14 protein-coding genes are annotated in these 22,861 nt (G+C 59.5%); 3 read left to right on the top strand and 11 right to left on the bottom strand.

The window, feature by feature from the left end; translation table 11 throughout:
• Positions 1–57: 57 nt before the first annotated feature.
• Positions 58–744, bottom strand: coding sequence for an amidohydrolase family protein (locus VJ464_02530; protein HKQ03980.1), 687 nt, complete (start codon positions 742–744; stop codon positions 58–60).
• Between the two features lie 398 nt (positions 745–1,142).
• Here VJ464_02530 and VJ464_02535 point away from each other — a divergent pair, with 398 nt between their 5' ends.
• Both VJ464_02535 and VJ464_02540 read left to right on the top strand, forming a co-directional pair.
• Positions 1,143–1,832 (top strand): hypothetical protein, encoded by a 690-nt coding sequence (locus VJ464_02535; GenBank protein HKQ03981.1) that lies wholly within the window; start codon positions 1,143–1,145, stop codon positions 1,830–1,832.
• 76 nt (positions 1,833–1,908) lie between these two features.
• Entirely contained in the window at positions 1,909–3,264 is a 1,356-nt protein-coding gene (locus VJ464_02540; GenBank protein ID HKQ03982.1) for a hypothetical protein, read from the top strand.
• Between the two features lie 24 nt (positions 3,265–3,288).
• On the opposite strand, the gene VJ464_02545 is transcribed toward VJ464_02540, so the two are convergent.
• The 9 genes from VJ464_02545 to VJ464_02585 all read right to left on the bottom strand — a co-directional run bounded on the left by VJ464_02545 (position 3,289) and on the right by VJ464_02585 (position 19,314).
• Positions 3,289–3,822: a hypothetical protein gene (locus VJ464_02545; GenBank protein ID HKQ03983.1), complete on the bottom strand. Its 534-nt coding sequence runs from the start codon at positions 3,820–3,822 to the stop codon at positions 3,289–3,291.
• A 39-nt stretch (positions 3,823–3,861) separates the two neighbouring features.
• The gene (locus tag VJ464_02550) at positions 3,862–5,016 is read right to left on the bottom strand and encodes a WG repeat-containing protein (GenBank protein HKQ03984.1); all 1,155 of its coding nucleotides are present in this window, start codon (positions 5,014–5,016) and stop codon (positions 3,862–3,864) included.
• Between the two features lie 513 nt (positions 5,017–5,529).
• Positions 5,530–8,442, bottom strand: coding sequence for a prolyl oligopeptidase family serine peptidase (locus VJ464_02555; protein HKQ03985.1), 2,913 nt, complete (start codon positions 8,440–8,442; stop codon positions 5,530–5,532).
• A 122-nt stretch (positions 8,443–8,564) separates the two neighbouring features.
• The gene (locus VJ464_02560) at positions 8,565–9,713 is read right to left on the bottom strand and encodes a hypothetical protein (GenBank protein ID HKQ03986.1); all 1,149 of its coding nucleotides are present in this window, start codon (positions 9,711–9,713) and stop codon (positions 8,565–8,567) included.
• Positions 9,714–9,889: 176 nt separating this feature from the next.
• Positions 9,890–12,073 carry a penicillin acylase family protein gene (locus VJ464_02565; protein ID HKQ03987.1) on the bottom strand — a complete coding sequence of 728 codons (2,184 nt, stop codon included), beginning with the start codon at positions 12,071–12,073 and terminating at the stop codon, positions 9,890–9,892.
• Positions 12,074–12,138: 65 nt separating this feature from the next.
• Complete coding sequence (locus VJ464_02570) at positions 12,139–13,641, bottom strand: AMP-binding protein (protein HKQ03988.1); 1,503 nt, start codon at positions 13,639–13,641, stop codon at positions 12,139–12,141.
• Positions 13,642–14,221: 580 nt separating this feature from the next.
• Positions 14,222–17,209 (bottom strand): PAS domain S-box protein, encoded by a 2,988-nt coding sequence (locus VJ464_02575; GenBank protein ID HKQ03989.1) that lies wholly within the window; start codon positions 17,207–17,209, stop codon positions 14,222–14,224.
• A 210-nt stretch (positions 17,210–17,419) separates the two neighbouring features.
• Positions 17,420–17,899: an MEDS domain-containing protein gene (locus VJ464_02580; protein ID HKQ03990.1), complete on the bottom strand. Its 480-nt coding sequence runs from the start codon at positions 17,897–17,899 to the stop codon at positions 17,420–17,422.
• Between the two features lie 437 nt (positions 17,900–18,336).
• Positions 18,337–19,314, bottom strand: a complete 978-nt coding sequence (locus tag VJ464_02585) for a phosphotriesterase-related protein (GenBank protein HKQ03991.1) — start codon at positions 19,312–19,314, stop codon at positions 18,337–18,339.
• 134 nt (positions 19,315–19,448) lie between these two features.
• Here VJ464_02585 and VJ464_02590 point away from each other — a divergent pair, with 134 nt between their 5' ends.
• The gene (locus VJ464_02590) at positions 19,449–20,009 is read left to right on the top strand and encodes a Uma2 family endonuclease (protein ID HKQ03992.1); all 561 of its coding nucleotides are present in this window, start codon (positions 19,449–19,451) and stop codon (positions 20,007–20,009) included.
• 47 nt (positions 20,010–20,056) lie between these two features.
• Here VJ464_02590 and VJ464_02595 read toward each other — a convergent pair whose 3' ends face one another.
• Positions 20,057–22,828 (bottom strand): BACON domain-containing carbohydrate-binding protein, encoded by a 2,772-nt coding sequence (locus VJ464_02595; protein ID HKQ03993.1) that lies wholly within the window; start codon positions 22,826–22,828, stop codon positions 20,057–20,059.
• Positions 22,829–22,861 lie beyond the last annotated feature (33 nt).

Below are 22,861 nucleotides of genomic sequence, written 5' to 3' on the forward strand. Positions count from 1 at the left end.
CTCTCAATTATCACGCCGCGCGCCGGGCCGCAAGCGGCAAAGCCGAATGACGGGCGATCACCGCACCAGCATGTTCAGCGCACGGCTCATTTCTGACTCGCGGATGTGGCCGGCGACGACGATGTTGAGCCGGCGCGCTTCGTCCAATACGGCTCGCCACAGCGGCGGGGTCAGCGCGGCTTGAACTTTGATGAAGTCAACGCCCTGCGCTTTCAGCTTGCGCACCGCCTGTCGCGCTTCGTCTTCGTTGCTGACCGGCAAGACAACAGGGCTCGCCGCCTGCGGCCCGTCAACGAAAGGCCCTGGCGTGAAGATGCGCGGCCCGAGCGTTTGCCCGCCGGCAATCTCGCTGCGCAACATTTGCAGGCGTTGCCAGTCGCCGCCCATGTCGCGCACGCCGGTGATGCCATAAGCGACGAGCAGCGGCGCAATGATCTTGCCGGTGATTTCCTGGTCGGGGATGATCGTCAGGTGGAGGTGCATATCCCAGAGGCCAGGAATCAGAAACTTGCCTCTGCCGTCAACGACCTGCGCGCCTTGCGGCAGGCGAACTTTGTTTGATTTGCTGACTGCCGCAATGCGATTGCCATTGACGATGACCGTCATGTCAGGCCGCGCTACGCCGCCAGCCACATCAATGAGGGTGATGTGAGTTATGGCCAGCGGCTTTGAATCAGCCGATTGGGCTTGAGCCGATGACACGCACAACAGGCATGCGAGCAGCAGAGGGAGAAGATATCTCATCGCTTGGGTTCACCGAAATGGTAAATGATGTTGGGCGCGTTCGACTGACCAGTGGCGCCTCTGACCTTAGCCGGCCTTGCGGCGCACGTCAAGGCAGCGGGCAAGGGTTGGAAGCGGCGACAGTGCCGCTGCCCGGAGCGCGTCCGCGGGACCACCCTTCAGGTCCGGCCCACCGTCAACGAGCCGGGCGGCTTTCGCGGCAGCCAAGTCGTTATCACGTCGATTTCCGACCGACAAGTCCGCGGAGGCGCCGAAGCGGTGTAAGGCATACTTGACTTGTATTGAACGCTATAATAGCATTCTGCCCGCGTTTACATTCACCATAATCGGGAACTCCCGATTTCTCAAGTTTAGGCCGAATTCGTTAGCTTATAGCACAATAGACGGAGGTAAACCTGATGACTAACATCTTAGTAGGGATGCTGCCGCGGCGAGTCTTCCATTTGTTTGGTTGCGGCTTACTATTGTTGATCATGGTGGCCGGCTTTGGCGGAGAGGCCAAGGGGCAATGCCTACAGGGGGCCGCAAACGTCAGTCGGATCATGAAGACTACGGGAGATCCGCGCCTGGATACGTTGCTGAACCAGGAGGGGAACTTGATCTACTCGGTTTTCGGGGTCAACCCCAACATGTTCCTCTTCGATGACGGCGAGGCTCCGAACGCGTTCGCGTCGCCCACCTCCACCCTCAACGGCTATACCGGGACCGTCTATTTGGGCACCGGCCTGCTCAGGACGGAACTCTGGAGTATGAACAAGGGGGGCTTTGCCGTTGCGGGCGTCATGGCCCATGAATTTGCGCACATCCTGCAGATCGCTATGCAATCAAGGCTGCCGGGGAAGCTCAGAGAGTTGCATGCGGATTTCATGGCGGGTTATTACTTGGCCAGAAAAAGCTACATCGCGCCGACCAACATCCGGGCCTTCGCCCAGAGCCTCTTTGAGAAAGGCGATTATGACTTCTGGAGCCCATCACATCACGGGACCCCGCAGGAAAGGGTGGGGGCGATGCTGGCCGGCTACCGCTCCGGCAACCTCGCGGTGCGAGACGCCTACTATACCGGCGAGCGGTGGCTGACGGGGCGGTAAAATTTGCAATGCGCCGGACCCGCCACCGAGTTGAGAAACCCAGGAACACACCGGGCCTGCCCCTGGAGGTGACCCCATGAGGACCTTCCTGACGACCAGTGCGGCAGCCGCCTTCTTCCTGCTCGCCACGGGCGGCGCTTACCAGGCCGCTGCACACCCACAGGGCGATGGGACGGCGATGCAAGTCCCACAAAAAAAGCGGCCCATCCTCTATGTCGAAAAGGCGATTGATGATATTGCCGTCGCCGCGATGGAGGGCGACAAGCAGGTCGTCTATGTGAACAAAGAAAAATTGGACAAGTTGCCGGCAGCCGCCAGGACCTTCGTCCTTGAGCATGAATTTGCCCATCATGTGCTCCGTCATGTCCAGGCCCTTTCGACCTCGGGCGGTTTCCTAAACGCACAATTCCGCAGGGACCAGGAAGAGGAGGCCGACTGCTACGCCGCCCGCACCTTTATTGCCCGGAAGAAGGCAGACGACTTGAAAGAGGTTCTCGCCTTTGTGCAGACTCTGCCCACCACCACCGACCACCCCTTGCCGTCCTGGAGGCGGGACCAAATCAGCGAGTGCGTGGGCAAGGCGCAGATCAACAATGACGCGGAGAATGACCCCCGCGCCGACGAGTACCTCATCAACGACCAGATAGAGATCGACTGGCGTACCGAAGGCACGCCCCCGAACGTCGGCTATACTTTCACCTACCGCAATGGCGGGACCATCCCTTTGCGGTGTGCCATCGTTGTCTCTTCAGGGCATGTGCCGCGAGACGCCGCGAAGCGGGATTATCAGCGATGGCTGCCTTTCGACACGACCATCCACCGCTTCACCCTCGCGCCCGGCGAGCGCTACTTTGCGCGAGGCCGGCTGACCTGGTTCAGACAGGACGACACCATGCCCCGCTTGCACTACGCACACACCGACAATGGCGACGACACGGAACTGAAGCGTTGCACGTTTCTGCCAGGTTATGAGAAACCGCCGGCCCCAGTCACTTACGGCTTTTCGGTGGCCGTACCCAAATTGATTGAAGCAAGCCGCAATGAGTTCCGCGGCCTGCTCGGCCCCATGCAGGCACGCAACGTCACTCACAAGGCGTTGGTCTTACTGCCCGGCACCCAGACGTGTGAGGTTGAGTTGAAGAGTTCGGATGCGGCTGAATACTCCTGCGAGACGCCGGAAACGAACGTACTGAAAGTCGCTGAAGATCAATACAGCTTCATCGTCGAAGAGATCAAAAAGCTACTCCCCCCGGGTTGGCAGTTTGAGGAAGAGATCAACCGGGATCAGCACAAAGATTTCTCGGCGTCCCCGAAAGACAAGGACATTTTCGGGCCCAGCATCCAAGTGACCATCTTGGACCGGGAGGACCGGGACCAGAAAAAACAGAGGATTTACACGGTGTGGGTGCGGTTCAAAGGGCCGGGCCTGTAGCCGGTCCGGCGACAGCCCGCGGGGTCAAAGCGGCGGCCCCTCTCGGAAGCCGATCAGGGTGAACGCCGCCGCCAAGCTATTAAAAATCGCCTGGTAAATCAGCAGCAGCAGGATGGTTGTGAAGGTCAGCGCGAAGCTTGGCATCTTGGCGATGGCCTCACGAACTCCCATGATGCCATACTCACCGATTGCTGCGCTCCTACCACCGGAAAGAGCAACCAATTCGGCGGCCTCGCCGCTCAGCCATAAGGGGTAATAGACCGTCCCCCGCGGCGGATTCTCGACGATGCACAAATTGTAGAGCAACAGGTAAATCGCCAAAGACACGAAACAGAGGGCCGCCAGCCTGACCGACATCCGCGTCGCCTTGCGCGCGGTAAGGCGCACGATCTTGCTTTTGTTCGCCCACAAGAGTACCAGAGTCAGCGCCCCGAAGGCCTCTACGCAGCCGCCAAAAAGCACGCTGTAGGAAGGTGGGGTCCCGAGCCCCGTCTGGATGATGACAAGGCCGGGAATCGCCGCGAAGATGCCGGAAGCGGCGACGAATAGTTTCTTCATGGTTCCCTCCAGGCAACCTTCTCGGCCCACAGCCGCCCGCTAAGGGGCCGGGAACACGATCTTGTAGACGTTGGCCTTGCCGGCGAACACGTCGACCTTGAGCGGCAACCTTTTCCCTTTATACTCAAAGAGCGCGTAATAAACTTTTTGCAGGACCTTTCCCGACGCCGGCGTATTTCCACCCTCGAATTTAAATGGCGCCAGGGCCTGGTCATTGTTGGCCAGCTCAGGGATGGTCTCCCACTGCCGCCGCGGGATCAAATAGACCACGGCATTGGCGGGCTCCGATTCCAACTTGATGTCAGTCAATTCCCAGCCGCCGCCGTCGGCGCCGAAACCAATGCCGGCAGCCTCTAAAAGGGTGGTCGAGACGTTCGCCGGAGCCAGAGCCGGCGTCCCCTTAAATGGCCTGATTATCTTCCCTTGTCTATCGACATACTGATGCCGGCCATACACGCCATCGACCACTCGCGTCAGGGCAGCGTCGAAGGGATTGGCCGCAGCAAATTGCGGAGGAATCTTCCAGTCGCCAGCGGGGGTAATGAATCCCCACTCCTTATCCAGCTTCACGGCCGCCAGGCCATTCCTAAAGCTGCGAGCCTGGTCAAACGTCTGCGAGAAGGCCGGCGTCCCATCTGGGTTGATGTACCTCCACCTGCCCTTCTCCTTGACGGCGGTGAGTCCTTCGGAAAAAGGGAGCCCGGCCTCATAGATTGCGGGTATCTTCCAATGTCCCGTCTGGTCGATGTAGCCGACTTTATTAGCGTCGCTGACCACGGCGGCCCGGCTCTCCGAAAATCTCGTGCCGCCATTAAACTGTAACTCGATGCGGATGGCCCCAGTGGTGTCGATAAAGCCGTAGCGCCCCGCCTGGTCGGCGACCAGAGCCAGCCCGTCCGAGAACGGGCCAGCCTGAAAGAATTGCGGCTCGATGAGGCGCTTGCCGCTCTTGTCGACGTAGCCCCAGTTCCCATACTCGTTGGCTACCGCCGCTTTCGACTCTGAAAATGACTCGGCCTTATAAAACTGTAGTGGGATAACCAGTTTGCCGTTGAGGTCGATGTACCCGTACTTCATGTGGTGCGCGTTGGCCGCCTCGACGACGCCGACCAGCGCCCGCCCGTTCGAGAAGGGGGCGGCGTAATCGAATCTGTCTCTTGTCAGCTCGCGCCCTAACGGGTTGATATACCCCATCCGCCAATTCTCACCCCTGCGATACCCTACAATGGCGGCGCCTTCATGGAACTCGGAAGCCCAGTCGTAAGTCGGAGGAATTCTTTCGCGGCCCGTTGCGTCGATATAGCCATACTTCCCGCCCGCGGAGAAAGGGAAAAGGGCCGTCGCCTGTGATCGCGAGAAAGTTGAGGAACCACTCGCGCCAATCAAGAATAGGAAAGCGCCGACAAGCCATAGCTGGGTTGATGATCGTCGTCCTCTCATGTATCTGCCTTAGATGCGGAAATGCCGCCGACTACTGATTAATCTGAAGCTAACCCAAAGATAGGCCCCACACATTAAAACGGCCTAACATCTTAAGTCAAGTAATCGTAATCGCCAAGACGGCGGGCCGGCGCCTCAGGTGCGAGGTTCGGTCACACGCCTTTGGCTACAGGAAGCTCCCCGCCCAATCGATTCGCGCCTCGGTGAGGCGGGAATCCGACCAAACGGCGCGCCGCGCGCCTCTGTAAGATGGAGGGTAGGCCAAGTTTAGTTTGGCGACTTCTCCCTGGTGTCGGCGGTCGGTTTGTACTTCTCTTTCTCGCGCTCGCGCTCAAGGTAAGGGATGCCCTTCTCCATCCATTCGGGCGCCGGCGCTCCCTTCAAGAAATGATCGAAGTACTGCTGCAAGCGCATCGCGTAATCTTTCTGGTTGGCGCGGCGGCGCAGGCCGTGCGGCTCGCCGTTGTAGCTGAACAGGTAGACCTCTTTGCCGAGCCGGCGCAGCGCCAGGTAATACTCGATGCCCTGATACCACGGCACCGCGTCGTCGTTGTCGTTGTGAATCATCATCAGCGGCGTCTCGACGCGCGCCGCGTGAAAGACCGGCGAGTTCTCCATATACACCATCGGCGATTCGTAGAGCGTCGCGCCGATGCGGCTCTGCGTGTGCTCGTACTGGAACTGGCGCGGCAGGCCCGTGCCCCAGCGAATGCCGCTGTAGGCGCTCGTCATGTTCGCCACCGGAGCGCCCGCCGCCGCCGCCTTGAACCGCTTCGTCTGCGTGACCATGTAAGCGATCTGGTAACCGCCCCAGCTATGCCCCTGAATGCCGATGGCGTCTTCATTGACGAAGCCTTGATCCACCACCGCCTGCACCGCCGGCAAGACGCACTTGAGCGCGCTCTGGCCGGGATAGCCGATGGTGTAAACGATGTCGGGCATCAGCACGAGATAGCCGTTGCTGGCATAGAGTGACGCGTTGATGTTGTGGCCGGGCCGCGGGTCTACGAAGCGGTGCAGGTTTTCCGACAGCTTCTCGTAGATGTAGACGATCATCGGGTACTTCTTCGTGGGATCGAAGTTCGCCGGCTTGATCAGCATCGCCGAGAGCGGCACACCGTCGGCGTTCTTGAAGCGAATCAGCTCCGAGGTGCCCCAGGCCAGATTGGCCTTCTGCGGGTTGGCGTCGCTGACTTTCTTGAAGTTGCCGAAGGCGGCGTCGGTGATCAACAGGTCGGGAAATTCGCTGAAGGTCGAAGCCGTCAGCGCGTAGACCTCTGCGTCTTTGGCCTTCACGGGCGGCGCGAAATACTTGGCCGCCATCACCAGTTTTTCAGGCGCGCTGCCGCCCACGCGCCCGCGATAGAAGCCCGAATCGCGCGTCCACTCGTTCTCGGCGCGCAGCAGCAGGGGCTTGTTCGGATCAATCGCTTTCTCTTGCGGATCGAGTTTCAGGTAGCGGAATTCCGTCTGCTCTTTGCGGCCCACGCCGCCGGTCAGGTTGCGGGCGCTGCTGCCATCGGGCGCCACCTGCCAGATGTCATAGCGGTCGTACAGCAGCACGTATTTTTCGTCCGCCGTCCACCCCCCGTTGCCGTAAGCCGATGGCGTGCTCGGCGAGTCATGGTCTTCGGTGTAAAACTTGACGCCGAGCTTTGCGGTCAGATTGCTCACCTTGCCGTCGGGGACTGAAATCGTGTTCCAGTCCTTGCCGTCATAAAAGAGCGCGTAATGGCCCGCCGGGGACCATGACGACGGGAAGCGTTGCCGCCTCGTCAGCAATCGGCGCGCGCCGTCCGTGGTGTTGACCAGATAAACATCCGTCGAGTTCGAATCGTCGTCGTAGCCAACCATCGCGCGGTAGGCGCGGTCGTCCATGCCGAGCGCCCAGCGGCCATCGCTTGCCGGCACGATGTCGCGCATGGTTTCGTCGGCAAGCTGCACGAAGCGTTTTTCCTTGAGGTGATAGACGGCGCGGTACGAGCGGTTGCGCTCTTGTTCGGCGCGGACGCGCTGCATCGGCTGAATGTAATCGTCCTTCCAGTGCCAGAGATCAACCAGCACCTTGTCATCGGGATTCTCTTCGTCATCTTTTTCGGGCGGCGGTGGCGGCGCGGTGCCGAAGAAGAGTTTCGCGCCGTCGAGCGAAAACGCCATTGCGCCCTTATCGCTGATGACGCGGTTTTGCGGGAAGCCGGCGGACGCGGTTGAAACGGCTTCGCTGGCCGCCGCACTGTTGCGCGTCCAGTGATAGAGCTTGAATTGTGGCTGCGTCGCCGCCGCCGTATCGCGGTCGCTCAGGAAAGCCAGTTGCGTCTGCTTGTCGTCCCAGACCAGCTTCGTATATTTGCCTTTGCCAGTGAGCAGAGCCGTGGGCGCATCAGCCGAGCCGGGTATGGCGACGAATGCGCCATTCGCGTCTTCGTTCTTTGACGACACGGCGAAAACCAGTGAGCGGCCATCTTTGCTCAAGGTATATTCGGTGACGTCGGCAAGCGCGCGCTCGCTGCGGTCGCCGAGATTCTTCAAGACCAGCTCGCTGCCGTACTCTTTCTTCTTCTCTTTTTTCTTATCGCCAGCCGTCGTCGCATCAGGCTTCTTCTCTTCTTTCTTCGGCTCTTTCAAATAGGCGACCAGAGCCGGGCCGTTTTCCGGCACCTGAAAACTCTTCACGCCCTCGACGCGCTGAGTCTCGCCGGTCGTCAGATCGATGATGCCGAGCGCATTCTTGGGCATCTCTTCAGGCTTGCGCTTTTCGCGCTTGGCTTTTGCGGTGTCGGCTTTCGACGGCAGGATTTGAAAGACGACGAAGCGGCTGTCGGCGGTGAAGACCGGGCGACCGATGAACGGCGGCGGGCCTGTGGGCGGCTCGGCGCCGGGGGCAGGTTGCGGCGGATTGACCGGCGCGGCGCCGCGCCCGGCACGCCACTCTTTGCCCGACTCCAGATGGCGCACGACGATTTCGCCGTCGCCGTCCTGCGGCACCAGCGCGTAGGCCACGTACTTGCCGTCACGCGACAGCGTCTGCCCTTGAATGCTGCGCCATGCGTCATAATCGGCAGACGTCAGCGGGCGCTTCTGCTGCGCCAAAACAACCGACGAGAGCAACAGCGCCAAGACGCAGGTAGCGGCGACCTGCCGCCGCAAAGTTGCAGTGCGGGGCCGAAGAAATAGTCTCATAACGATTCCCTCTATCAATTTCTAAAACAGTCTGAAATGGAGTTGCAGTCGCAGGATTTCCACTGGACCTGATGACGATAATGCAGAGCAGGCGGGCGCGTCCAGTCTGGATGGCGGGATGCTTATCTGACTTTTTTGAGCGTGACGCGAATCGAATCTTTCCCTCGCGCGCCGTCGATGAGCAGCTGATCGGGCGCGGTGACTTCGTAATGACCTTCGAGAACCGTGTCGCCTGTATAAAAGTCGATCCAATGGAATGACTTGGAACTTAAATCGAGCGCCACGTCCGATTCGACCTCTGCCGGTCGCCCTTGCCCGGTTTTAATCGACAGTGTCTTGTCCGATTCGATGTACAAGCGGCGCCACGCACTCTCATCACTCGGCGGCTGATTGACGCCGTTGAGTTGGTATGCCTCCACTTCCCAGGTGCCGTACAGCGGCGTGGTCGTCTTGGCCAGGGTCAGGTAGTTTCTGTAGTTCTCGCCGACGGCAAAAGTAATGATAAACGCAATGAGCAAAGCCTTGGCATATCGCCATCGGCCTCCCGCGTAGAAGGTTGCAACCGGGCGCGCCGCGACCGCCGCGTGGTCCCAGAAGACCGCCTTTAGCCTGCCGATGTCAGCCAGCAACAAACTGAACACCATCAGCAGCAGAGTGATGGCTTCGAGCCTGACCGGGATGTGGTGCGTGTAATTGATAATGACAATGTTGCTGATGATCGGCAGCAACATGGCGGCGGCCAGCGTTGTCGTGCGCCGGAAGAAAAGCAGTATCGAGCAGAAGATCTGCGAAGACGCTATGAACAAGGTGTAAACATACGAGTAGCCGAAGAAGCGCCAGGCCAGCTCCAGGCCCGACAATTCACCTACAGGCGTGTCGAGCGTGCTCAGGTTGCTGAAGAACTGCTGCTTGAAAACTTTGGCGAAACCGTACTCCAGAAAGACGAAGGCCAGGATGTATCGCGTGGCGGCTTGCAGCCAGTAGTCGTAACGTTCGCGCGCCTCTGGCTTCCTCGTCGCGCGGTACGCGGCCAGTGCGACGCCCGCCGCTGGCGACACCAGGCAAGTGATTAAATCGAGGTGAACATTTTCAGTGAACTGGAAAAACCGCCTGGCCCAGTCAATGGAATGCAGAGAGGCCGCGAACAGGAGGAACAAGCCGACGAAGAGAAAAACGCCGAGGCTGAGCGCGGTCGCGGCGAACCAGTCCGTGAAGACGCGGGACAGACGGCTGCGGGCCGGTGACTCCTGTTGCAAAGCGGCTTCGACCATTCCTAATCCCCTCCGATGTCAGGCTGAGCACGCCGAGGACTACGGCAGGAGGGACAGTTTGGATTGACGCGCATGAATAAATCAGGTGACTGTTGCCGAGGCTACCGGCTGATGATTATTTGTCGCCTTCGCTTGCTTTGCCCAGCGGCGCAGCAGCCACAAGGCGATCACGCCGATTATGGTTGCTTTTCTCCGGGATGATAGGCGCGCTCGGTGTGCGCCTTGATCTCGTCGAGCGTAAACCACGCGGGCTTGAACTCGCCTCTCACAAAGAGTGGCGATTGATCCATGTAGTGCGGCGATTGCGGGTCGCTGCTTTCGCCAAACGGAATGACCGATTGCGCCCGCAGTTGCGGGCCGAACTCGACGACGGCGACGTAGCTGTGGCCGAGGAAACCATAGCACCGCTTCTGCCCCGGCGCGGGCCGCGAGTAGAACGAAAACATGATGCCGAGCTGCCCGTTGGCGCCGGCGACCGGCAGGCTCGGTCGCGCATCAGAGAATGGCGCGTCGCCTGCCGCGTCGGGCCTCTGCAAGCGCGTCCGCTCGCCCCACGCGACGCGCCAGGTTCCCCAATCTCTTTCGAGCGCCACGAGCGTCTCTTCAAGCGCCTTCACTCTCGCGCCGGCTTTGACCGGCTGTGAATCGGCGGCGAAGAAATACGACTGCGGACGCCATTGATAGCCGTCATAGAGCCGGCTGTGATAGACGGCAAACAAAGTCATCGCGGTCGAATCAATCGTGCTGATCTGATTCCACGCCCGCAGCGCTTCGACCGCCGGGCGCAGATGCTCGGCGCGCGCCGCGTCGCTCTGCTGCAACGCTTCCCACTCGGCGAACAAGAGCGGCAGTTCCTTTGCCGCTTCGTTGACGCGTGTGTCAAAGGCCAGCCGCATCAGCCCATCGAAAGAGATTTTATCCGCGCCTGTGAGCAGCTTGCGCGACAGCCGTGCGCGCTCGTTATCGCTTTCGCGCACCATGTAAGGCGGGTAGCTGGCTGTGTTCAGATTGTCGCGGTCGAGCGTCGTGAACGGCGACGAGTTGCAGTTCTGCACCCAGCCGCTTTTCGGGTTGAGCAGTTGCGGCATCTCGGCCATCGTGTGATAGCCGCGCCACTCGGTTTCGGGGTTGCTGCCGTCAACCGGTTGCGACCAGTCGAACCGCGCCGAGCGCCGCGGCACCGCGCCGCCATAGTAATAGAAGATGTTGCCGGCCCGGTCTGCATAAATGATGTTGTGATAGATGTGTCCTTGCTGGGCGAGTGCGGCCTGAAATTCTTTGAGCGTGCGCGCCCGGCCCATTGCATAAAACTGCTGGATGAAGCCGCGGTCGCCTGCTTCATACTTCGCCAGCTTGATGGCGAGCGGGTGGCCGTCGCGCGCGGCGATGATCGGCCCGTGATGCGTTTTGCGAAACGTGAATGGCTTCTCCTCGACGCCCGCCGCGGTTTTGACTTTGACCGTCTCGCGCCATTCGGTCGCCAAGCGATAGCCGCTGCCGTAGCGGTACGCCAGTGGCCGGCGCGGGTCGTCAAAGGTCTCTGCGTAGAGGTCACCGACATCCGGGTAGTTGTTCGTCAGCGTCCAGCCGAGATGCTCATTGAACCCGAGGTCGGGCAGCATCTCGCCGACAAAGACATCGCCGGAAACGTTCCATCCCTCTTCGCTGTGCAGGTGCATCTCGTATGGCGTGACGCTGAAGTACTCGTCGTGCGGGTTGAGGAACAACAAGGCATGGCCGGTGGCGCTCTTGGCGGGCGCAATCGCCCAGCCATTCGAGCCGTGCCGGTTGTCGTGCTCCGGCAGAACGACACGCGCAATCTTCAGCTCTTCGTCTTTCAATCCGCTCAGGAACCCAAGGTCGCCGACAAACCAGCTATAGCGGTAAAAGGCCAGCACGTGCCAGCCTTCAAAGTGCGTGATGAGTCGCGGGCGGGCCTGCGGGTGATGCGCGAGAAAATAGTTCAAGCCTTCGGCGTAGGCATCGCAGAGCGCGCGCAACGCAACCGGCATCTGCTTGTAAGACTGCTGCGACAGCCGCACCGCTTCCATGGCGCGGTTCAACAGGTCGGCTTGCAGCTCCTTCTCGCCGTAGACTTCGGCGGCGCGGCCCAGGGCGCGGAGGTAGCCGTCTTCGATCCGCTGGAAATCATCTTCGGCCTGCGCGTAGGCGATGCCGAAGACGACGCTCGCGTCCGTTTTGCCGAAGACATGCGGCACGCCAAAGCTATCGCGGTAGATCGTCACCGCGTCGGCCAGCCGTTCAGCCATCGGCATGAGGCGGCGGGTTGCGGGCGATGTTTGTGATGCGCCGGGCACACCGAGCGCGAGCAGCATCACGAGCGCGGCCAGTTTCTTCAAAGCGTCCTCCAGAGGGTGTGGAATCGTTTTGAAGCTTACGGACGCGGCGCGGCGGCGGATTGCCGCTAGCGTATGGGTTTGCCCCACTCGGTCTCTCGTCTGAGGACGGGCTTGAGCATCTTGCCGCCGGGATTGCGCGGCATCGGCTCTTTGCGAATGAAGACGTACTGCGGCACCTTGAAATCGGCTAGCAGCCGGCGAGCGAAGGTCAGCAGGTCGCTCACATCCAGTGACTGACCGGGGCGCGGCACGACGACCGCGCCGACCTTTTCGCCCATCATCTCGTCGGCCACGCCGATGACCGCGACCTCAAAGACTGCCGGGTGTGCCGCCAGCGCGTTCTCGACTTCGACGCAATAGACGTTCTCGCCGCCGCGACAGATCATGTCTTTCTTGCGGTCAACGATCTGCACAAAGCCATCGGCATCGAGCCTTGCCATGTCGCCGGTGTGCAGCCAGCCGTCAACGAAAGTCTCGGCGGTCGCTTCGAGTTTGTTCCAGTAACCTTTGACGACGTTCGCGCCGCGAATCAATAACTCGCCGATGCCGCTCTGCTCGTCCGGCTCGAACAGGTCGAGATCAACGACGGGCGCGGCAAAGCCGACCGTTTCAGGCCGCAGGTGCGCGTACTCGTGCGGCAGGAAGGTCGCCACCGACGCGCATTCCGTAAGGCCGAAGCCATTGCCGACGCGCGCATTGGGAAACGATTCCATGATGCGCGCCACCAGATCGGGGGCGATGGGCGCGCCGCCGTACGACACCCATCTCACCCGCGAGGTGTCGAGGTCTTTGAAGTTCGGTTGATTGATGGCGAACCAGTAGACCGCCGGCACAGAGGTGAGCAGGTTGATGCGCTGCTCGTCAATGGCTTTCAAAAACGCCTGCACTTCAAACGCCGGCATGATGACCAGCGTGTCGCCGGTTTCGACGGTCGGAATCAACTGGCTGTTGCAGCCGGTGACGTGAAAGAGCGGCACCGATACGAGATTGCGAATACTGCCATCGGTCGGCAAGCTGACGACACGGCGACAGGTTTCCGAGTTGGTCAGAAAGTTCTCGTGCGTCGTCATCGCGCCTTTGGGAAAGCCGGTCGTGCCGCTGGTGTAAAAGATCGCCGCCACATCCGGCAGTTGCAAATCGTCAACCACGAACGGCTCGCCGTCAGGCAACGCTGCGTCGGGCATGAAGACATAAGCCGCGCCGCTGTCGTTGACAACGTAATCCACTTCGCTTTCGCTGAAGCGGGTGTTGACCGGCACGGCGACCGCCCCGGCCATCTCGACACCGAAAAACGCCAGCACCCAGCTCAAGCCATTGCCCAGGCGAATCGCCACGCGGTCGCCTCGCGCCACGCCCGCGGCGCGCAATCCACCGCTGACGCGTGCCGCGCGTTCCCAGAGCTGGCGATAATTGATGCGCTCGCCGCCGATCTCGACGATGGCTTCGTGGTCGGGCGAGCCTTCGACGGTCAGGCGCAGCATCTCGACGAGCGAGGCGGGCCGGCTGTCGTAATGCGCGATGCCGCGCGCGTCGCGAGTAATGCCGGAATAATCAAAGGGTCGAATCATCGGTCTCCTCAAAATTGCGCTGGCCTGATTCTCGCTGCAAGCGCCAACGATTCTACGCGGTCGCCGCCGCTTCATGGAAGCTCAGTTTGAGATTCTGATACGCCCCTTTACGGGATGGTTCGGTCACGAAAGTATCATCGCCGGATGATGAGTTGTCGTTTGAATAGCCTAGCGAGATGGCCAGGCCGCGCAGGTGCGCGCCGGGTTGATAGCCTCTGAGCGGTGAAGCGTGGGCAGCGCATCGAGCATCAAGGACACACGGTCTGAATGGCCGGTGCGCCCAACTTTGAGATCAGGCTCCTGACCCATAATTTTCAAAATTGAACCGTACAGTCAAATTCTTGCTTTGGCTAGCAACAGTAAAGTCTATTAGAAGATATCGCTATAGACCCTACCATTAAACAGAATAGTTATTCCGTTCAATTCTTAATCATCCCTTGTAATTCTGTTTTATTGCTAAACCTTTACTGTTGAAACAAATCGGATTCAGTTCGGCCTAGCCCGGCATAGTCAAAAGGCAAAACCGCCGCTTTAATTGGCCTGCTTACAAAACTGTTCTGACCTAAATACTGCTGGCTCTTTATAACTTGCCGGTTGTCCTGGCCAAACCCTCTATCACTGTTACAAGCTCATTAACTTCTACCGGTTTAGCGACGTGAGCATCATACCCTGATCGGAGCGCCCGCATCCGATCTTCAGCTCTTGCGTGTGCGGTGAGGGCTATCGCCGGCAACCGGCTTGCCCGCGCTTCAGTCGAGCGAATCTTCTGGATTAGTGTGTATCCATCCTCTTCCGGCATCTCAATATCTGAAATCAAAAGGTCCGGCTTCCACTCCTCTACCTCCTGCAACCCTTCTTTCGCAGAGCCGGCGGCCTTCACCACAGCTCCGCATTGCTCAAGCATAAGCTTTAGAAGATCACGTGCGTCCGGCTCGTCTTCCACTACCAGCAGTCTCATACCGGCCAGCGACTGCGGGCATTCAAAGGGGACTGAAGTTGAGAGTGTCTGTTCTCTCCCCTGCAGCGGGCTGGCTGCATAAGGGACAGGCGCGTGGATTATCATTAGCGGGAACTTCACGGTGAATGTGGCCCCCTGGCCTTCGCCGCCGCTGTAGGCTGATATACTGCCTCCGTGCAACTCGACCAAGTGGCGCACGATCGCAAGTCCCAGGCCCAACCCGCCGTGCTTCCGCGTGTAAGAGGTGTCGGCCTGGCGGAAGTGGTCAAACATGAAGGGCAGAAAATTGGGAGTGATCCCCTCTCCGGTATCGCTGACTGTAACCTCGACGTGCGAGTTGAGCCGCTGCAGTCGGACCTGAATCCGACCCTGCTTCGGCGTAAACTTCACCGCGTTGGATAAGAGATTCCACAGCACCTGCTGTAGCCGTTCCGGGTCGCCTGACACCAGCCCGGCATCCGGGTCGAGGACTACCTGCAGCTGAATGTCTTTAGCCGCTGCGGCGGGCCGGATCACATCCACGGCGGCCCCCACGACGGACGATAGCTCGATGGGCTGGACGTTGAGGCGCAGCTTGCCGGTGATGATGCGCGAGATGTCCAGCAGGTCCTCTATGAGCTTCGCTTGCGACCGGGCATTGCGCTCGATGGTTTCAATGGCACGATCCCGAATCTCCTCATCGACCTTGCCAGTGCGGAGCATAGCGGTCCAGCCCACTATTGCATTGAGCGGGGTGCGCAACTCGTGCGACACCATGGCCAGAAACTCGTCCTTGGCTCGGCTGGCCTCCTCCGCCTGCTTCCGCGACCGGCTCTGCTCCTCATACAGCTCTGCCGTGCCAATCGCCGCCGCGGCGAGGTTAGCCAAGGCAGAAGCAACTCGCACGTTCGTTTGGTCGAAGTGATGCGGTTGTCTGTAATAAAATCCGACCGTGCCGGCGCTCTCTCCATGGATGCTCAACGGCACAACCAACAAGGATCTGATCCCTTCAAGTTGGTGCGCCTCCAGTCTTCCCCGGAGCGCCTCGTCCTTCGTCACATCTTCAGCGATGATCTGCGGTATCTGTGCGGGCTTGGCGCTTTGCAGTATGGTGCCTGCGTTTTGTATGTACCCTTCCGACAGGCCATCGGATGACATGAGCCGCCAGAGGCTATTTGAATGAGTATAACGCCAGACCGCGTAGGCATCGGCTGCCAGCACTTGCTTTGCCAGGTCGATGATCGTAGACAGAATCGTGTCCACGTTGAATGTAGAGAGGAGTACCGCTGAGGCGTCAACCAGATGGGTCAACCGTTCCTGCATGAGTTGGTGTTTCTCAGCCGACGCCAGAGCGGCGGCGTGCGCCGCCTGCTCGCGAGCTAACAGTTCCTCCCTCTCTCTTTCTAATCTCCTCCGCTCGGTTATGTCGCGGGCGACCGCCGAAGCGCCGGTTATCTCCCCTTTGGCATTCGTTATAGGAGAAATGGTCAGAGAGACATGGATGATCCTTCCGTCTTTGCACCTGCGTTCGGTCTCATAATGCTCGGCCCGCTCCCCGCGTCTCAGCGCCTCCATAATCTTTGGGAAATCATCCTCGCGCTCGGGCGGCATCAGTAATGATACTGGCCGGCCCTTTACCTCATCTGCCGTGTACCCGTAAAGCCGCTCCGCACCCTTATTCCAACTGAGTATTATTCCGTCCAGGTTCTTACTGAGGATCGCATCGTCTGATGACTCGACGATAGAAGAGAGCAGGTGCATTGCTTCTTCGGCCTTTTTCTGCTCAGTTATATCACGAGTGAAACAGCGCGTATGGACAAACTTGTCCCCCTCCCACAACACGTTGGAGTTGACGAGCACGTCACGAATCGAACCGTCTTTACACCGCAGCCTCGCCTCGTAGTTGTGTAGCGTTTGCTTGTCGGAAAGCCGGCGGAGCATGTCGCGAATCTTGTCCTCATCGACATGGAACTTGGATATAGGGTGTCCTATGTACTCGTCGCGAGAGTACCCGAGCAGATCCATCTCGGCTTGGTTGGCCCAGAGAATAATTCCGTCCGGCCCGACCCAGTGCATGCCGATGGAGGCGTTCTCAACGAAATCTCTAAGCTCCTGCTGAGTGCGGCGCAAGGACGCCTCGGCCTGGTTGCGTTGGAACAAGATTGTCACCTGATTAACAGCGACACTTAATAAGAGACGGTCAGTTTCTGTGGGGAAGTCCGGCCTCGTTGAGCCAGCTACCAAAGCTCCGTATTCTTCCTCATGTATGAGCCCGATGGGGATGATGGCCAGCCGCACAGTTCCGCCCCCTAAAGGGTTCGGGATAGATAGAGGTGGGCCGGATGCGTTGGATTTAAACCAGGGCGCGACCGCCGCCGCGATCTCTCGTGTGTGGTCGGCGGCGTTCGCCCCTTGTTTAGGTCTGATCACCTCGATTGGCGCTTCATCTGAATGGCCTCTAACCCGGATATAGATGAAGTCCGCACGTAGCGCACTCAGCAGCACATCCGCGAGGCTTTCGGCAATCTGCGGCGGGTCATAGCCTATCCATACTGCGGGCAGCGCCGAGATCGCGACTAAATCTCGAACGCGCCGGCGAAGGGTTTTAATCTCTTCAGGAAGCGTCTCCATCGTTATTGTCTGGCAACGTCGCCCCAGTGAGTGATGTTTTCAGATTAATCGGTCGGACGCCTTACGCCTGCGCTCATGTAATTCTTTGAGAAACTCTTCGGGCGGCACGAAGAAAGGGTTCTCTTGAAGCACTCCGCCAATGATTACCATCGGGTGAGTGCGGAGAATGTCCATCACGACGCCCCCGCCAAACTTGGCGAGATCGTACGTTCAGACGACCGCGTCATCGTACTTCGGCAGAATGAAGTTCAGCCGTGTTTCATACTCGACGATGTCATCAACCCCTGGCCGGTCTTCAAGCCCCCACTCCATATTGGCGACCAGACGGGTCAGTGGAAAGCCCTGAGCCTTTCCGCCCCTCAGCACCTCTTCGATTAAGGCGAGCATCGCATCCTGGTCAAAGTGTCCTTCACGCAAATAAGCATCCTCCCAGCGTCGGACCTCAAGCTGACCACTGCGCTCGGCCTCGACCACGTCAATGCCGGCCTCACTGAGCCGACGCAGATGCTCGTCACGGTGCGCCGGGTCAACGATGTGGAATGCTTTATGACCTTGCTCGAACCCTTCTTTCACAAAGGGTAGAAGAACCTGATATTCCTCATCCTTTTTATGAAAGAAGGCGCAGACATGTCGGGAGCGGTGGAGGTCAGACCCGGCCAACCGCACCGCTTCTTTTTGCTCGTCCATCATGTTCCTCCTTTTATGATGACTGCTCGCAGGTAGCTTTCGAGACAGTCCCATGCCGCGCAAATATCTTGCCGATTTCTCAATTGACTATTTCATATCGGTGAGGATAGCAGGTACAGAAGCCCTCGACAAAAATAGTAGCTACAAACTCACAAGCGTTTCTGTACTTTTATTCGTTTAACCGGGCTTCGTCAAGCAATAAAACTGAGGCGTACTATGCAGCGACGGACTCCTGCATCTCCCTATCAATTCAGACCAAAAACGCTTGTATTAACCGATCAAGACGCTTTGAACCTCGTTTGGGATTGCCCGTCTATTTGCTATACTATTGAACACAAGGGTTGAACTGTTCAATTTGGAGGTCTGACCCAATGGCCGAGAATGAATAGGCCCTGCCCGATTAGGACTGTCGCGCATTTCTGATCTGAACTTGTGAAGAATCAGTATGCCCCCTGCCTTTCAAAAATTCGCCGCGGGTTTTCCACTAACATCTGATGCAACTGCTCGTCGGTGACGCCGCGCGCCTTGAGCGCCGGGATCACGTCGTTGTGAATGTGCAGATAGTGCCAGTTCGGCAACACTACGGGCAGCGCCGCTTCCGGCAGCCAGTCATTGAAACAAGCGGCGTCGTGCGACAACACCATCTTGTCTGCATGACCCAGCTCACACATTCGCGCCACGGTGTTGACGCGGTCTTCAAACGGCAGCAGCACGTCAATGCCGAAGCGATCCATGCCGATGTACGATCCCCTGGCGATCAGCTTCTCCAGGTAGTCTGTGTCGGTGGTGTCGCCCGAATGGCCGATGACGACGCGCGACAGGTCAACGCCTTCTTCTTCGAAGATGTGCTGCTGTTCGAGGCCGCGTTCGGTGTGCGCGTGAGTATGTGTTGAAATCGGCACGCCGGTTTGACGGTGCGCGTGGGCTACGGCGCGCAGCACGCGCTCGACGCCCGGCGTGACGCCTTGCTGATCGGTGGCGCATTTCAAGATCGCCGCGCGGACGCCGGTGCCGGCGATGCCTTCAGTGATGTCGCGCACAAACATGTCGGCCATGAACTCCGGGCCGCCAAGCTCTGTGCCCGGCCCTTGAAAGTGAAAGTACATCGGCACGTCGTTGTAGGTGTAGACGCCCGTGGCGACGATGATATTGAGATCGGTGGCGGCGGCGATGCGCTCGATGCGCGGGATGTAGCGCCCCAGGCCGATGACCGTGAGGTCAACGATTGAGTCCACGCCGCGCGCTTTCAACTCGTTAAGTCGGGCGATGGCATCGCTGACGCGCCGCTCTTCATCGCCCCAGCCTTCGGGATAATTCTGCATGATCTCCGCCGAGAGAATGAATACATGCTCATGCATCAGCGTGACGCCGAGACGCTCGGTGTCAACAGGGCCACGCACGGTGTTGACTTGTGGCATATCGCCTCCCAGGTGTGACGGTCAGAATAGCGCGATGAGTCTAATCGTCGGCGGCGCGCGCGGCAAGCCGCAAGCTCTAACCGAGGATTCGTCAAAGGGAGTTTCGTGGTATGATTGGCCCGCGAGGATCCATTATGACCACGAAAGTCGAGGCGACTATTGAAGATCTTTATCTCATCCCCGAACACGGCAAGGCCGAGCTTGTCGACGGAGAGATTATACGTATGTCACCCACAGGATTCTGGCCCAGTCGCGCCGGCGGCGAGGTCTATGCGAGCCTCCGCCAGCATGAGCATAAAACGAAATCAGGCTATGCAGTCCCTGATAATGCCGGCTTCATCGTGAATCTACCGAACCGCAAGTCCTTCAGCCCCGACGCGGCGTGGTACACCGGCAAGCCGACACGGATGAGATTTCTCGAGGGGGCGCCCGTCTTTGCCGTCGAAGTTCGCAGCGAAGAGGACTATGGGCCAAAGGCTGAACGAAGGATGGAGACAAAGCGCCGGGATTATTTCGCCGCCGGCACACTCTGCGTGTGGGATGTTGATCTGCTCAGCCCCGACGTCATCAAATCTTATCATCACGATGATCCAGATAATCCGATCATCTTTCGCCGCGGCGATATGGCCGATGCCGGCGATGCCGTGCCGGGCTGGTCAATGCTGGTCGCTGATCTCTTGCCCGAAGACGAATAGCGATGCGCCACTCTCCAGGTCGAACGCCGCCGACCCCGCCCGATTAACTAGCTGCCTTTTTGTTTCACCATGAAAATCTGATTGCCGACGCGGATGCGGCCTTTGCGCGCCACGCCCGTTGAGTTCGGCGCGACCGTGTAGTTCACCACTCCATTGCCAATGCCCGGGCTGCCTGAGCTGATCGTGATCCAGTCAACATTCGGCGTAGCTTGCCAGGCGCAGTGCGCGGCGGTGAAAACGCTGAAGCTGAAGCTGCCGCCCGCCGCCGAACTTACACGGCTCACCGGCGAAAGCACATAATTGCAGTCCGGCATCCCCGCGTCTTGAATCACCGCATAGCTCTGCCCGGCAATGGTCAGGCTTCCCTGCCGCGGCGAGCCGGTGAAGTTCTCGCGCACCTCAAAATGGATAACGCTGCTGCCGCTGCCGCTGGTCGCCGAGGTCAGGATGATCCAGGCGTCATTGCTCGCCGCCGCCCAGCCACAGCCCGCGCCGCACGTCAGCGCGACGCTGCCGCTGCCGCCGCTTTCTTTGAAGAAGCCGCCCGATGCCGCTAACTGATAGCCGCAACTGCTGCCGACGCGCAAGCCGTTGCCGAAGCTGGTCACCCAGATTTCCGCGGGGTTATAAGGATTGAAAAAGACGCGCTCCGGCTGGCGGAAGGGGTACGAGGTGACGGCGCTGAAGGTCGGCTGTGCGGCGCTAATGTTGTTGGAATACCACAGCCCGTTGGTTTCGGTCGTGAGATACATCTCATTCGGGTTGAGCGGATTGATGGACACCGAGCCGACACGGTCGAGGCTGTTGATCTTTGTCCATGACTGGCCGCGATTCGTCGTGCGGTACAGCCCGCCTAAACCGTTCGGCGGCCCGCCCCAGCCGCTATACACACAGACATACCATGTGCTCTGCGTCGCGTCGTTCGGATCGATGAGAATGTCTTTTGTCCAGTAACGCATCCCTGTGTCGCTGCGATCCAGCCAGGTCGCGCCGCCGTCGGTGCTGAGGAAGACGCCGGAGCTTGCAGTAAACGCGCCCGCCGAGTTGCGGCGGCCCGAATAGGTGCAGACGATGGCGCTGTCGTTCAGCACATAGACATTGAACGGGTGGCCTTCGGTGCGCGGCGGGCTGGCGAGCCTGGTCCACGTCGAAGCGCCGCCGTTTTGAATGTTGCTCGAAACGAAGATGCCGCCCTGCGTCGAATGAATGACGCTGGCGTACATGCGGCTGGCGTTCGTCGGGTCAATAGCGAGGCCGATGACCGGATGCGCAAAGTTGTGCAGCCGCTGCCAGGTCGCGCCTTTGTCTGTCGAGTAGAGTAGCTCACCGCTGCCGCCGTTGAGCGTTGAATCCGTCAAGCGCGTGCTCTGATACATATCGTGAACCGACGACGTGCCGACATAGAGCGTGCCGGTCACGGGATGCTTCAGCGATTGATAGGTCGAGTTGTAGCCCTGGCCGCTGTAATTGAATGACCAGCCCGCGCCGCCATCTGTGCTGCGCGTCCCTTTGATGTCCGAGTAGGAAGCAAACAGGTTGCTGGCATCGCTCCAGGTCAGCCACCAGCAGGTGGTGTCTTCGAGGCCGACGCTGTGATACGTGTGCCCCTTGGGCGTGAGCTGGCCCGCGGGATTCTGGTCAGCCGGCGCGACGTACATCTGTCGCCAGGTCGAGCCGCCATCGGTCGTCAGGTGCGCGAATCCCAGGTCTGTGTAGACGACGCGGTTGACATCCGTGGGCGCTACCGTGAAGCCGAGCGCCCCCGCGCCATAGCTCCAGTCGCGGTCGCCGCCGCGCCCCGACCAGCCGGTCGAGATGTTCTGATTGTTCGTCGTTAAAAAAACGCTCTGCCAGCTCGTGCCGGCGTTGGTCGTCTTGTAGATGATGGGGAACTCGTTCGCCTCCTGCTGTCCGGCAACGTAGGCCGCCGAGATGTTGCCGCGCGCCATCACCACTAAGAATGGGTCGTCGCCCGTGGCGATGCCCGATGTCTTTAACGTCCAGTTGGCCTGCCCCCAGTCGAGCGCGTAGATGCCCGCATAACTCGCGTAAGAGCCTTCGGTGAACAATCCCGGATAAACATCTGTTGAGTTGAGCGTCACGGCAAAGAAGCGCGTCGTCGTGTTCTGCTTCGCGCCGGCAAACGAGACGATGGCCTGTCCCGCGGGTATGCCGCCGACGCTTGCGAGCGCGAAGCTCGCGCCGCCGTTGGTTGACACGAGCAAGCCGAGATTGGTGCCGACATAGATATTCGCGCCGTCAAAGAACGCGCCGGCGACAAAGCAGCCGTTGCCGCTTGCGGTCGTAAATTTCTGCGCGAAGCTCGCGCCGCCGTCGCTCGAAAAGTAAACCGTCGAATAATCCGAGACCAGGACGCGGCTCGTCAGACTGTCGTCAACAAAGAGCGCATAGGCGCCGCCATCGGTCGGGTCGCTCACCAATTGATGCCAGGTCGCGCCGCCGTCTGTGCTGCGCGATGGCGTCGTCAGGTCGCCCGTGTAATCGAGCGCATAACGGATTGCCGGGTCGCTCGTGAAGCGCACCTGGGCTTCACGGTTGCCTTGAATCTGGCGAAAGTCAGTGACCGCCCACGACGCGCCCAGATCGGTCGAATGGAACTGCTCGCTCATGTCGCAGGCGAGATAGATTTCGTTAGCGTTGTATGGGCTGAAGATGGGCGCGAACAGCGCGCCGCCGCCGCCCGGCCCGCGTGGCGACCACAGTGCCGGCGGCTGCGCCTGCGCGGCGATCACCGTGACGGCCAAGACGGCCAGCAGGAAAATGATTGAGCGGTGCGGTCGTAAATCCCCTCTTTGCATAAGCGGTTCCACCATGCGCAGTCTCGTTCCGAA

This window comes from Blastocatellia bacterium (assembly GCA_035275065.1).
Lineage (GTDB): Bacteria > Acidobacteriota > Blastocatellia > UBA7656 > UBA7656 > DATENM01.